We start from the raw sequence: 12205 nt of genomic DNA, 5'->3' as shown, positions 1-12205 counted from the left end.
CGGATGGTCCGGTTTCGAGTCTGTGCGGTCGCAACACTGCTTGCGCTGGCGGGGTGCGGCGGAAACCCGCCGGGTGGCGGCAATGCCACCCAGCCGTCCAACGCCGCGGCGGCCGAATCCGGCGGGGCCGTGAAGACCGCGAGCGCCGCGCAGCTCGGCCAGGCGTTCGCGGCGGTGTTCGGCAAATCCTCGCCGGTCGTGCGCGTGGTGGACGGATCGAAGCAGACCACTAAGGCCGCGCAGTTGCTGCTGGTGGACGGCCGGGCGATCCTGCTCACGACCATGGAGATCGCCGACGGCTGCCATGCCTGCGCGGGCGCGCTGGGTGTCTATTATCTCGAGCCGCAGGGGGACGGTTATCGCGTCACCGCCCGGTATCCCGAGGCGATATCGGGAGACGGCTGGGGCGCGGCGCCGCAATGGTCGCTGGCGCCGGAATTCGCCGACGGCCTGATCATCAAGACAGAAGGCGGCTATATGGGGCAGGGCTATAGCTGCGAGGGGGCGGCCCTCTACCGGCTGGGCCCCAAGGGCCCGGAGGCCATCGCGGAAATCGCGTTGGGCAGCTCGAACGAGGGGGCGGTGGGCGAGGATTCGCCAGAGGCGAAGACACTGTCCGGAGCGATCGCCGGCATCGAGCGCAATCGCGGCTTCACCGTGCGCGTGACCGGCAGCGAGACGTTCACCGAAAGCTATGTCTATCGGGACGGCAAGTTCATCCGCCCCTCCGGCGAATCGCGAATCCAATGCTGAACGCCGGCCACGCCTCGATCGTGCTTGCCGCCGGGCTGCTCGCGGGCGGCTGCGCGGCGGGCGCGCAGGAAGCGCCCGGGGCGAACGCGACCGCCTATGGCGCGGACGACGCGCTGCCGGGGGACGGCGCCCTGAAGCTGGAGGATTCGTTCGACGAGGCTTCGCTGCGCGCGATGGGGCCGTCGGGGTGGCAGCGGCTTGCCCGCTACGGCAACTGGGACTTCGTTGGTACGGAGACCTGGATCTGGATCGTCAGCCAGCCCGATTGCGACCGCGCGACCGCGCTGGAGATCTTCTGGAAGGCGTCGCCCGACTATTATCTGGAATTCGCGTCGGAAGCGCGGATGTCCTCCTATGAGCGCGCCGACTATGCGCTGGTGAAGCTGATCCGCGAGCGTTGGCTGGCGGGCGCCTACACCCATTCCGAATATGCGTTCGATCCCGACAAGGATGTCGGGCCGATCGACATGGCGGCGCTGCGCCGGCGCTATGGCGCGCGCGCGGATGCCATGCTGCCCGCGGCGATGCGCGTGCGGCTGAAGGGGCGCGGCACGCCGAGCGAGGGGGTGCCGCTGCCCGGAGTGTTCATGAGGGGAGGCGCGGGCTGATGCGGCGATATTCGGGCGGGATGCAGCGCGGCGGCGCGGGGCGGGTTGCGCTGGGCGGCCTGGCCCTTTCGGCGGCGCTCGCCGCGGCTCCGCTGGCGGCGCAGACCGCCGACGGCTGGGAGCGCGCGACCGATCCCGCCACCGAGCTGAGGGGCCTGCATAACCTGGCCGGTGACGTCTATGTCTCCTGCTGGGAGCGTTCGGGAACGGTGCATGTCTCGGTTCCCGGCGGCAGCGCGGAACGGGTAACGCTCACGGCCGGCGATGCGAGCGCGGCGCTGATCGAGGTGAAGACCGTTTCCGGCCGCGTGACGGGGCTGATCCCGACTGCGGACCCGGTGCTGGCCAATGCGGCGGCGGGCGGCACGCTCACCGTGGCCGGGCGGGTGCTGGACTTCAGCGAGCGCGACCGGCGCTATTTCGGACTTTTCCTGCGGATCTGCGCGCTGTGACCGCGAAGACCGAGCGACAAACAGAGAGGCTTTCATGACCGATCCCGTCGTCATCCTTTCCTATGCCCGTACGCCGATGGGCAGCTTTCAGGGCAGCCTTGCCGGCGCCACAGCGACCGAGCTGGGCGCCGTCGCGGTGAAGGCGGCGGTGGCGCGCGCGGGCGTGGACCCGGCCGATGTCGAGCGCTGCTACATGGGCTGCGTGCTCCCCGCCGGGCTGGGCCAGGCGCCGGCGCGGCAGGCGGCGCGCTTTGCCGGGCTGCCCGATCATGTCGAGGCGACCACCGTCAACAAGATGTGCGGCAGCGGCATGAAGGCGACGATGATGGCCGCCGACGCGATCGCCGCGGGCAGCGCCGACGTCATCGTTTCGGGCGGCATGGAGAGCATGTCGAACGCGCCCTATCTGATGAAGAAGCACCGCGCGGGCGCGCGGATCGGCCACGACACGGTGTACGATCACATGATGCTCGACGGGCTGGAGGACGCCTATGAGCCCGGCAAGGCGATGGGCGTGTTCGCGGAGGCGACCGCGGGCGAATATCAGCTCACGCGCGAGGCGCAGGACGCCTATGCCATCGAATCGCTGACCCGTGCGCAAAAGGCGCAGGCTGCCGGCGCATTCGATGCGGAGATCGTCGCGGTCGAGGTGAAGACGCGCAAGGGCGTGGAGACCGTCGAAAAGGACGAGCAGCCGCTGAAGGGCGACCCTTCCAAGATCCCCACGCTGCGGCCCGCCTTCGCCAAGGACGGCACGATCACCGCCGCCAACGCCAGCTCGATCTCCGACGGGGCGGCGGCGCTGGTGCTGACGCGCGCTTCGGTGGCGGCGGCCAAGGGGCTGAAGCCGGTGGCGACCATCGTCGGCCACACCGCGCATGCGCGCCTGCCGGCACACTTCACCACCGCCCCGGTCGGCGCGATCGAGAAGCTGCTGAAGCAGACCGGCTGGACCGTGGCCGACGTCGACCTGTTCGAGGTGAACGAGGCTTTCGCCTGTGTCACCATGTTCGCCATGCGCGATCTGGGCATCCCGCATGAGAAGGTGAACATCCATGGCGGCGCGACCGCGATGGGCCATCCGATCGGCGCATCGGGCGCACGCATCCTGGCCACGCTGATCGCGGCGCTCCAGCGGACCGGCGGCAGGCGCGGCATCGCGGCACTGTGCATCGGCGGCGGCGAGGCGACGGCGATGGCGGTGGAGCTGGCATGAGCGCGGACCAGCTCGATATGGATCCGGCGACGCTGGCCGCGCTGTGGCTGGGCTTCGCCGGGCTCACATGGCTCGGCTGGCGCCGGCTGCGCACCGGCCGCATCCACGAAGCGGACGGAAGCTATACGACGCGCGCGAAGCAGCCGGCACACTTCTGGTCGGCGATCGGCGTCGGCGCCTTTTGCATGTTGTGCGGCTACACCGTCCTGATTGCGGCGACCGCGCGCCAGTTTGGATTGTTCTGATGAGTCTCTACGAAGCCACGGTCGAATGGAGAGCGGGCGGCGGCGAGCCGTTCCTGAGCCGCAAGTACAGCCGGGCACACCGCTGGAAGTTCGACGGCGGGGCGGACGTGCCCGCATCGGCCTCGCCCCAGGTGGTGCGCGTGCCCTTCTCCGATCCGGCGGGCGTCGATCCGGAGGAGGCGCTGGTGGCCGCGCTGGCGAGCTGCCACATGCTGTTCTTCCTCGATCTCGCATCGCGCGCGGGGCTGGACGTGGTCTCGTACACCGATCGGGCGACCGGCGAGATGGGCACGCGCGAGGACGGCCGGGTGGCGATGGTGAAGGCGATACTCCACCCCCAGGTGGTCTTCGCGGGCGAGGCCGATCCGGACAATGTCGCCGCGGTGCATCAGCGGGCGCACGAGCTCTGCTATATCGCCAATTCGGTTAATTTCCCCGTATCTGTGGAACCAATATCGTGAAGCTTGGCCGTCTGAACCATATCGGCGTGGTGACGCCTTCGATCGAGGCGTCGATCGCCTTCTGGCGCGACACGATGGGCGCGGAGGTGATCCGCGAGCCGTTCGACCTGCCCGCGCAGGGCGTGCGCGTGTGCTTCGTCGATACGCCGCTGGGCGCGGCGGGCGGGTCCGGCGGGCCGCAGATCGAGCTGATCGAGCCGCTGGGTGAGGCTTCGCCGATCCACGGCTTCCTGGCGAAGAACCCCGCGGGCGGCCAGCACCACCTGTGCTTCGAGGTGCCCGATATCCACGCCGCCAAGGCCTGGTTCGAGGGGCAGGGCAAGAAGGTGCTGGGCGAACCCCGCATCGGCGCGCACGGCACGCTGATCTTCTTCGTCCACCCCAAGGACATGGGCGGCGTTCTGACCGAGATCATGGAAACCCCGAAGGACGCGCACTGATGACCGGCAAACCCACCGCCGCCGACTGGCAGGCCGCCGCTTCGAAGGAGGTGAAGGGCAAGGACCTCACCTGGCACACGCCGGAGGGGATCGCGGTGAAGCCGCTGTACACGGCCGAGGATGTTGCGGACATCGACCCCGGCCTGCCCGGCTTCGCGCCGTTCACGCGCGGGGTGCGCGCCAGCATGTACGCGGGCCGCCCGTGGACGATCCGCCAATATGCGGGTTTCTCGACCGCGGAGGAATCGAACGCCTTCTATCGCCGCAACCTGGCGGCGGGGCAGAAGGGGCTGAGCGTCGCCTTCGATCTGGCCACGCACCGCGGCTATGACAGCGATCACCCGCGCGTGGTGGGCGACGTGGGCAAGGCGGGTGTCGCGATCGACACGATCGAGGACATGAAGATCCTGTTCGACGGCATCCCGCTCGACCGGATGTCGGTCAGCATGACGATGAACGGCGCGGTGATCCCTATCCTGGCCTTCTTCATCGTGACCGGCGAGGAACAGGGCGTGCCGCAGGCGCTGCTCGACGGGACCATCCAGAACGACATCCTGAAGGAGTTCATGGTCCGCAACACCTATATCTACCCGCCCGAGCCGAGCATGCGGATCATCTCGGACATCTTCGCCTACACCTCGGCCAACATGCCGAAGTTCAACAGCATCTCCATCTCCGGCTATCACATGCAGGAGGCCGGGGCGACGCAGGTGCAGGAGCTGGCCTTCACCATCGCTGACGGCATGGAATATGTGAAATACGGCGTCGCATCGGGGCTGGACATCGACAAGTTCGCCGGGCGGCTGAGCTTCTTCTTCGCGATCGGCATGAACTTTTTCATGGAAGTGGCGAAGCTGCGCGCGGCGCGCGTGCTGTGGCATCGCGTGATGACCCGGCTGGGCGCCAAGGACGAGCGCAGCAAGATGCTGCGCACCCATTGCCAGACCAGCGGCGTCAGCCTGACCGAGCAGGACCCGTACAACAACGTCATCCGCACCACGATCGAGGCGATGGCGGCGATGCTGGGCGGCACGCAGAGCCTGCACACCAACGCGCTGGACGAGGCGATCGCGCTGCCCACCGATTTTTCCGCCCGGATCGCGCGCAATACCCAGATCGTGATCCAGGAAGAGACCGGGATGACCAAGGTGGTCGATCCCCTGGGCGGCTCCTACTATGTCGAGGCGCTGACGCAGGAACTGGTCGACAAGGCCTGGGAAATCATCGAGCGCGTCGATGCCGAGGGCGGGATGGCCAAGGCGGTGGCCGCCGGATGGCCCAAGGCGATGATCGAGGAAGCCTCCGCCGCCCGCGCCGCGCGCGTGGACCGGGGCGAGGACGTGATCGTCGGCGTGAACAAGTATCGCCTGGCCGACGAAGCGCCGATCGACATCCTGGAGGTGGACAACCACGCCGTCCGCGATGCCCAGATCGCGCGGATCAAGCGCGTGAAGGCGGAACGCGACGAGGCCGCGTGCCAGGCGGCGCTCGATGCGCTGCGCGAGGGCGCCAAGGGAACGGGCAACCTGCTGGCGCTGGCGGTCGAAGCCGCGCGGGCGCGCGCGACGCTGGGCGAGATCAGCGCGGCGATGGAGGCGGGCTTCGGCCGGTACGAGACTGTGCCCAGCCCGGTGAAGGGCGTGTACGAGGCCGCGCACCTGGACGACGCGCGCTGGGCGCGGCTGAAGGACGGGGTGGAGGCCACAGCGCGCCGCATCGGCCGCAAGCCGCGCATGCTGGTCGCCAAGATGGGGCAGGACGGCCATGATCGCGGCGCCAACCTGGTCTCGTCGGTGTTCGGCGATCTGGGGTTCGAGGTGGTTCCCGGCCCGTTGTTCCAGACCCCGCCGGAGGCCGCCGCGCTGGCGGTGGCGCATGGCGTGGACGTGGTCGGCGCTTCCAGCCTGGCCGCGGGGCACAAGACGCTGATCCCGGAGCTGATCGCGGCCTTGAAGGATGCCGGCCGCGCGGACATCAAGGTGATTGCCGGGGGCGTGATCCCCGCGCAGGACTATGATTTCCTCCGCGACGCAGGCGTGCAGGCCATCTTCGGCCCCGGCACCAACCTGGTATCGGCCGCGGAAGAGGTTTTGCGGCTGCTGGGGCATAACCTGCCGCCGCTGGAGGAGGCTGCCGAGTGAGCGGACACAAGATGGATACCCTGGCGGTGCATGCGGGGACTGCCCCCGATCCCGCCACCAATGCGCGCATCACGCCGATCTATCAGACGGCGTCCTATGTCTTCGACGATGTCGATCACGCCGCCGGGCTGTTCGACCTGGAGATTTTCGGGAACATCTACACGCGCCTGATGAACCCCACCAACGGCGCGCTGGAAGGCAAGATCGCCGCGCTGGAGGGCGGGGCGGCCGCGCTGGCGACGGCATCGGGCCATGCCGCGCAGTTCCTGGCCTTCCACACGCTGATGGAGCCGGGCTGCCATATCGTGGCGGCGAAGAAGCTGTACGGCGGATCGCTCAACCAGATCGGCCACAGCTTCCGCAAGATGGACTGGCATTCGAGCTTCGTCGATGCCGACGATCCCGCCAATGTCGCCGCCGCGATCACCGGCAAGACCCGCGCCGTCTTCATCGAGAGCCTGGCGAACCCGGGCGGCGTGGTGCAGGACATCGCGGCGATCGCAAAGGTGGCGCATGACGCGGGCGTGCCGCTGATCGTGGACAACACCATGGCCACCCCGGTGCTGTGCCGCCCGATCGAGCATGGCGCAGACATCGTCGTCCATTCGGTCACCAAATTCCTGAACGGCCACGGCAATTCGGTGGGCGGCGTGATCGTGGACGCGGGCAGCTTCGATTGGGCGTCGTCGGGCAACTATCCTTATCTCAGCCAGCCCAACCCCTCCTATCACGGCAAGGTCTTTACCCAGGCGTTCGGAAACCTGGCCTTCATTCTGGGCTGCCGCGCGCTGGGCATGCGCGACCTGGGGCCGCAGATGGCGCCGATGAACGCCTTCCTGACGCTGACCGGCATGGAGACGCTGTCGCTGCGCATGGAGCGGCATTGCGCCAATGCGCTGGCGCTCGCGCAATGGCTGAAAGCGCATCCCAAGGTGGACTGGGTGTCCTATGCCGGGCTGCCGGAGGACCCCTATCATCCGCTCGCCCAGCGTTACCTTGGCGGGCGCGGCGGGGCGGTGTTCACCTTCGGGCTGAAGGGCGGCTATGACGCGGGCGTAAAGCTCGTCTCCTCGGTCAAGCTGTTCAGCCATCTGGCCAATATCGGCGACACCCGCTCGCTGATCATCCATCCCAGCTCGACCACCCACCGCCAGCTTTCGGCCGAGGGCCAGGAAGCCGCCGGGGCCGGCCCCAGCGTGGTCCGCGTATCGGTGGGCATCGAGCATATCGACGACATCATCGCCGACATGGCGCAGGCGCTGGAGGCGGCATGAGCGAGACCCGCAACGACTGGACCCGCGAAGAGATCGCCGCGCTGTTCGACCTGCCGTTCACCGAACTGGTGTTCCGCGCCGCCGAGGTCCACCGCGCGCACCATGCGGCGAACGCGGTGCAGCTTTCCACGCTGCTGTCGATCAAGACCGGCGGTTGCCCGGAGGACTGCGGCTATTGCAACCAGTCCACCCATGCCGAGACGGGGCTGAAGGCGACCAAGCTGATGGACGTCCGCGCCGTGCTCCAGGCCGCGGCGCAGGCGAAGGACAGTGGCTCCTCGCGCTTCTGCATGGGCGCGGCGTGGCGCAACCCCAAGGACCGCGACATGCCCGCCATCGTGGAGATGGTGAAGGGCGTTCGCGGCATGGGCATGGAAACCTGCATGACGCTGGGCATGCTGACGGAGAAGCAGGCCGGGATGCTCGCCGACGCGGGGCTCGACTACTACAACCACAATATCGATACCGCGCCGGAACGCTATGGCGAGGTGATCTCCACCCGTACCTTCGAGGACCGGCTGGAGACGCTGGAGCATGTGCGCGAGGCGGGCATCAACGTGTGCTGCGGCGGCATCGTGGGCATGGGCGAGACGCGGGCCGACCGGGTGGGCTTCCTCCATGCGCTGGCCACGCTGCCCCGGCACCCGGAAAGCGTGCCGGTGAACGCGCTGGTGCCGGTGAAGGGCACGGTGCTGGGCGACATGCTGGCCGATACTCCGCTGGCGAAGATCGACGAGATCGAGTTCGTACGCACCGTGGCGGTGGCGCGGATCACCATGCCGGAGTCGATGGTGCGCCTCTCCGCCGGGCGCGAGAGCATGAGCGATTCGACGCAGGCGCTGTGCTTCCTGGCGGGCGCCAATTCGATCTTCACCGGCGAAAAGCTGCTGACCACCGGCAACGCCGGCGACGACAAGGACGCGGCGCTGTTCGCCCGGCTGGGCATCATGCCGATGGCGGCGGCCTGCAAGGCGGAGCTGGAGGCGGCGGAATAAAGATGGCGGCCGCGCGTGCCCGGATGCCCCGTGCGGGGGCGCTGCTGGCGGCCGCCGGGCCGGGCGGCATGCGGAGCGATCCCGAATAGCCATGGCCGCCGCGCTCCGCCTCTTGCTGCTGGCGCTGCTCGCGCTGCTTCCCGTGCCCGCCGTGGCGCAGGATGAGGGCGTGCCGGTGGTCATCGGCCGTTCCTATGTGCTGCCGTCGAAGGCGATGGGGGCGGGGCGCACGATCAACGTCTGGCTGCCGCCGGGCTATGAGGGCGGGACGCAGCGCTATCCGGTGCTCTATCTGCTCGACGGGGGGCTGGCGCAGGATTTCCACCATATCAGCGGCATCGCCCAGCTCGGCAATGTCGCGGGCATGACGCGCGACATGATCGTGGTGGGGATCGAGAGCGTCGACCGGCGCAACGAGCTGGCCTTCGCCCCCGCCGATCCGGAGCTGCGGACGAAATATCCCACGGCCGGGGAATCCGCGCGCTTCCGCCGCTTCCTTGCCGGGGAGCTGAAGCCCTGGGTCGCCGCGCGCTATCGCACCAGCGGCGAGGACGCGCTGATCGGGGAATCGCTCGCGGGGCTGTTCGTGGTGGAGACGCTGCTGCGCCAGCCCGCGCTGTTCGGCGCCTATATCGCGATCAGCCCCAGCCTGTGGTGGGACGATATGGCGCTGGTGAAGGCCGCGCCGCCGCTGCTGGCGGGCACGGGCGGGCGCAGGCTGTGGCTGATGGTGGCGGACGAGCAGGGGATGGGCGTGGAGCCCTTCGCCGCGCTGCTGAAGGCGCAGGCTCCGGCCGCGCTGCAATGGACCTACAAGCCGCGGCCCGAAGAGAGCCACGCGACAATCTATCACGGGGCGGCACTCGCGGCGATCCGCGAGCTGTTCGCCGTACCCGCGCAATAGGGAAGAGCCATGTTCAAGAAAATCCTGGTCGCCAATCGTGGTGAAATCGCCTGCCGCGTGTTCCGCACGGCCAAGCGGATGGGGATCGCGACGGTCGCGGTCTATTCGGACGCGGACGCGCGCGCCCCGCACGTGCTGATGGCGGACGAGGCGGTGCGGCTGGGGCCGGCGCCGGCGGCGGAGAGCTATCTCAAGGCCGATCTGATCCTGGAGGCGGCGCGCGCAACGGGCGCGGACTGCATCCACCCCGGCTATGGCTTCCTTTCCGAGCGCGAGAGCTTCGCCAGGGCATGCGCCGAGGCCGGCATCGCCTTCGTCGGCCCGCCGCCCAACGCCATCGCCGCGATGGGCGACAAGATCGAATCGAAGAAGCTGGCCAAGGCCGCGGGCGTCAACGTCGTCCCTGGCTTCGTCGGTGAGATCGACAGCACCGATCACGCGGTCGAGATCGCCAACGGCATCGGCTATCCGGTGATGATGAAGGCGTCGGCCGGCGGCGGCGGCAAGGGCATGCGCCTGGCCTTCAGCGAAAAGGACGTGCGCGAGAATTTCGAGAGCGTGAAGCGCGAGGGCCTCGCCAGCTTCGGCGACGACCGCGTGTTCATCGAGAAATTCATCGAACAGCCGCGCCACATCGAGATCCAGGTGATCGGCGATCAGCACGGCAACGTCCTCTATCTGGGCGAGCGCGAATGCTCGATCCAGCGGCGCCACCAGAAGGTGGTGGAGGAGGCGCCGTCGCCCTTCGTCACGCCCGGGATGCGCAAGCGGATGGGCGAACAGGCCGTCGCGCTGGCCCAGGCGGTGGGCTATTACAGCGCGGGCACCGTCGAGCTGATCGTCTCCGGCGCCGACACGACCGGCGAGAGCTTCTACTTCCTTGAGATGAACACCCGCCTGCAGGTGGAGCATCCGGTGACCGAGGCGATCACCGGCATCGACCTGGTGGAGACGATGATCCGCGTCGCGGCGGGCGAGCCGCTGGGCTTCGCGCAGGATGATGTGACACTCACCGGCTGGGCGATCGAGAACCGCGTCTATGCCGAGGACCCCTATCGCGGCTTCCTGCCCTCCACCGGCCGGCTGACGCGCTATCGCACACCGCCCGCGCAGGAGACGCCCTATCGCCAGCAGCCGGGCGGCGCCGGCTATGTCCGCGTCGATGACGGCGTGGTCGAGGGCGGCGAGGTGAGCATGTTCTACGATCCGATGATCGCCAAGCTGGTCACCTGGGGGCCGACGCGCGATGCGGCGGCGGACCTGCAGGTAGCGGCGCTCGACCGGTTCGAGCTGGAGGGCGTGGGCAACAATATCGATTTCCTCTCCGCGCTGATGCAGCATCCGCGCTTCCGCGAAGGCGCGCTGACCACCGGCTTCATCGCCGAGGAATATCCGGAGGGCTTCGCGGGCGCCGCGGCCTCGCCCGAGCTGCTGCGCCGGCTGGCCGCGGTGGCGGTTGCGGTCGATCTGGCCCAGGCCGCGCGCGCGGCGGAGATCTCGGGGCAGCTCGCCAGCCCGCCCGCGTCCTCGCCCGAACGGGTGGTGCTGATCGGCGGCGAGCGGTTCGACGTCACCGTCGAAGGATATGACGGCGGGCTGCTGGTGAAGATCGGCGATGCCGCACCGCTCGACGTGGTGGGCCGCTGGCATCCGGGCGATCCGCTGTTCGCCGCGCGGATCGACGATGTCGAGCTGGCGGTGGGCATCGCGCGCACGCGCGGCGGATGGCGGCTGCGCGCGCATGGCGCATCGCATGCCGTGAAGGTCTTCAGCCGCCGCGTCGCCGATCTGGCCGGGCACATGATCGAGAAGGTGCCGCCCGACATGAGCAAGTTCCTGCTCGCGCCGATGCCGGGGCTGCTCACCAAGCTGCATGTCGCGCCGGGCGACACGGTGGAGGCCGGCCAGCCGCTGGCGGTGGTCGAGGCGATGAAGATGGAGAATATCCTTCGCGCCGAGAAGGCGGCCACGGTAAAGGCGGCGAACTTCGGCCCGGGCGACAGCCTGGCGGTCGATGCCGCGATCCTGGAGTTCGAATGACCGGCAAGAACCCGCAACCCGGCAAGCCGGCGCCCGCCGCCGGCCAGCCGCAGAAGAAGGCACCTTTACCCATGGGCACCTGGATCGCGCTGGGCGTGATCGCGATTGCGGTCGTGGTCGCGATCTTCATGTCGCAGCCGCGCAAGGCGCCCGCCGCCGATCCCGGTTGGGCCGCCAAGCAGGAACAGGCGCTGGCCGAGCGCAAGGCGGCCGGATGGGAGGAGATCGAGCGCGGCCTGCTGTGGCGCCGGGTGAAGGGCGACGGCAGCGGCCGCCACCCGCTGCCCAGCGATACGGTGACGATCCATTACGAGGGCAAGCTGGTCGACGGCACGGTGTTCGACAGCACGCAGGGCGGCAAGCCGGCCAGCTTTCCGCTGGGCGGGCTGATCGAGGCGTGGCAGCTCGCGCTGCCCAAGGCGGGGATCGGCGACACGATCGAGATCGCCGTGCCCCCGGCGCTGGGCTATGGTGATCGCGGCGGCGGGCCGATCCCGGGCGGCGCGGTGCTGCTGTTCAAGATCGAGCTGCTGAGCATCGAATAGGCTGCGGCTCGAGCATCGCGCGCCAAATCCAGATCCCAGTCCATGACCGTTCGCCCTGGGCCCGTCGAAGGGCGGCCTTCCACGAGCGTATCGCTAGCGGCAACGTGCCCTTTGACAGGCTCGGCGCGAAC

The 12205-nt window shown here is 68.9% G+C and carries 13 protein-coding genes; all 13 read left to right on the top strand.

Going from position 1 to position 12205, the window contains the following annotated elements; genetic code table 11:
• Positions 1-3 precede the first annotated feature (3 nt).
• Entirely contained in the window at positions 4-753 is a 750-nt protein-coding gene (locus tag OM513_RS13525; protein WP_264944968.1) for a hypothetical protein, read from the top strand.
• Positions 747-1361, top strand: coding sequence for a DUF4274 domain-containing protein (locus OM513_RS13520; protein ID WP_264944966.1), 615 nt, complete (start codon positions 747-749; stop codon positions 1359-1361). The genes OM513_RS13525 and OM513_RS13520 overlap by 7 nt, the downstream gene beginning before the upstream one ends.
• The gene (locus OM513_RS13515) at positions 1361-1813 is read left to right on the top strand and encodes a hypothetical protein (protein ID WP_264944965.1); all 453 of its coding nucleotides are present in this window, start codon (positions 1361-1363) and stop codon (positions 1811-1813) included. Before OM513_RS13520 ends, OM513_RS13515 begins: the two co-directional genes overlap by 1 nt.
• Before the next feature lie 34 nt (positions 1814-1847).
• A complete protein-coding gene (locus OM513_RS13510; protein ID WP_264944964.1) occupies positions 1848-3029 on the top strand; it encodes an acetyl-CoA C-acyltransferase in 1182 nt (393 codons plus the stop codon).
• Positions 3026-3274 carry a hypothetical protein gene (locus OM513_RS13505; protein WP_264944963.1) on the top strand — a complete coding sequence of 83 codons (249 nt, stop codon included), beginning with the start codon at positions 3026-3028 and terminating at the stop codon, positions 3272-3274. The genes OM513_RS13510 and OM513_RS13505 overlap by 4 nt, the downstream gene beginning before the upstream one ends.
• On the top strand, positions 3274-3735 hold the full coding sequence (locus OM513_RS13500; protein ID WP_264944962.1) for an OsmC family protein: 462 nt from the start codon (positions 3274-3276) through the stop codon (positions 3733-3735). The genes OM513_RS13505 and OM513_RS13500 overlap by 1 nt, the downstream gene beginning before the upstream one ends.
• The gene (gene mce, locus OM513_RS13495) at positions 3732-4175 is read left to right on the top strand and encodes a methylmalonyl-CoA epimerase (RefSeq protein ID WP_264944961.1); all 444 of its coding nucleotides are present in this window, start codon (positions 3732-3734) and stop codon (positions 4173-4175) included. Before OM513_RS13500 ends, mce begins: the two co-directional genes overlap by 4 nt.
• Entirely contained in the window at positions 4175-6316 is a 2142-nt protein-coding gene (gene scpA / locus OM513_RS13490) for a methylmalonyl-CoA mutase (protein WP_264944960.1), read from the top strand. The genes mce and scpA overlap by 1 nt, the downstream gene beginning before the upstream one ends.
• Before the next feature lie 11 nt (positions 6317-6327).
• Positions 6328-7590: an O-acetylhomoserine aminocarboxypropyltransferase gene (locus OM513_RS13485; RefSeq protein ID WP_264945051.1), complete on the top strand. Its 1263-nt coding sequence runs from the start codon at positions 6328-6330 to the stop codon at positions 7588-7590.
• Positions 7587-8585 carry a biotin synthase BioB gene (bioB, locus tag OM513_RS13480; protein WP_264944959.1) on the top strand — a complete coding sequence of 333 codons (999 nt, stop codon included), beginning with the start codon at positions 7587-7589 and terminating at the stop codon, positions 8583-8585. Before OM513_RS13485 ends, bioB begins: the two co-directional genes overlap by 4 nt.
• Before the next feature lie 91 nt (positions 8586-8676).
• The gene (locus tag OM513_RS13475; RefSeq protein ID WP_264944958.1) at positions 8677-9489 is read left to right on the top strand and encodes an alpha/beta hydrolase; all 813 of its coding nucleotides are present in this window, start codon (positions 8677-8679) and stop codon (positions 9487-9489) included.
• A gap of 9 nt (positions 9490-9498) precedes the next feature.
• The gene (locus OM513_RS13470) at positions 9499-11529 is read left to right on the top strand and encodes an acetyl-CoA carboxylase biotin carboxylase subunit (protein WP_264944957.1); all 2031 of its coding nucleotides are present in this window, start codon (positions 9499-9501) and stop codon (positions 11527-11529) included.
• Positions 11526-12074: an FKBP-type peptidyl-prolyl cis-trans isomerase gene (locus OM513_RS13465; RefSeq protein ID WP_264944956.1), complete on the top strand. Its 549-nt coding sequence runs from the start codon at positions 11526-11528 to the stop codon at positions 12072-12074. The genes OM513_RS13470 and OM513_RS13465 overlap by 4 nt, the downstream gene beginning before the upstream one ends.
• Positions 12075-12205: the final 131 nt, after the last annotated feature.

It is taken from the genome of Sphingomonas canadensis, assembly GCF_026013525.1.
Taxonomy (GTDB): domain Bacteria; phylum Pseudomonadota; class Alphaproteobacteria; order Sphingomonadales; family Sphingomonadaceae; genus Sphingomonas; species Sphingomonas canadensis.
This window is presented reverse-complemented; position numbering and strand designations above follow the sequence as displayed.

What these genes read in the sequence shown, in the direction of transcription:
- OM513_RS13525 (WP_264944968.1), top strand. Translation starts at nt 4, where the DNA reads ATGGTCCGGTTTCGAGTCTGTGCGGTCGCAACACTGCTTGCGCTGGCG.
- OM513_RS13520 (WP_264944966.1), top strand. Translation starts at nt 747, where the DNA reads ATGCTGAACGCCGGCCACGCCTCGATCGTGCTTGCCGCCGGGCTGCTC.
- OM513_RS13515 (WP_264944965.1), top strand. Translation starts at nt 1,361, where the DNA reads ATGCGGCGATATTCGGGCGGGATGCAGCGCGGCGGCGCGGGGCGGGTT.
- OM513_RS13510 (WP_264944964.1), top strand. Translation starts at nt 1,848, where the DNA reads ATGACCGATCCCGTCGTCATCCTTTCCTATGCCCGTACGCCGATGGGC.
- OM513_RS13505 (WP_264944963.1), top strand. Translation starts at nt 3,026, where the DNA reads ATGAGCGCGGACCAGCTCGATATGGATCCGGCGACGCTGGCCGCGCTG.
- OM513_RS13500 (WP_264944962.1), top strand. Translation starts at nt 3,274, where the DNA reads ATGAGTCTCTACGAAGCCACGGTCGAATGGAGAGCGGGCGGCGGCGAG.
- scpA (WP_264944960.1), top strand. Translation starts at nt 4,175, where the DNA reads ATGACCGGCAAACCCACCGCCGCCGACTGGCAGGCCGCCGCTTCGAAG.
- OM513_RS13485 (WP_264945051.1), top strand. Translation starts at nt 6,328, where the DNA reads ATGGATACCCTGGCGGTGCATGCGGGGACTGCCCCCGATCCCGCCACC.
- bioB (WP_264944959.1), top strand. Translation starts at nt 7,587, where the DNA reads ATGAGCGAGACCCGCAACGACTGGACCCGCGAAGAGATCGCCGCGCTG.
- OM513_RS13475 (WP_264944958.1), top strand. Translation starts at nt 8,677, where the DNA reads ATGGCCGCCGCGCTCCGCCTCTTGCTGCTGGCGCTGCTCGCGCTGCTT.
- OM513_RS13470 (WP_264944957.1), top strand. Translation starts at nt 9,499, where the DNA reads ATGTTCAAGAAAATCCTGGTCGCCAATCGTGGTGAAATCGCCTGCCGC.
- OM513_RS13465 (WP_264944956.1), top strand. Translation starts at nt 11,526, where the DNA reads ATGACCGGCAAGAACCCGCAACCCGGCAAGCCGGCGCCCGCCGCCGGC.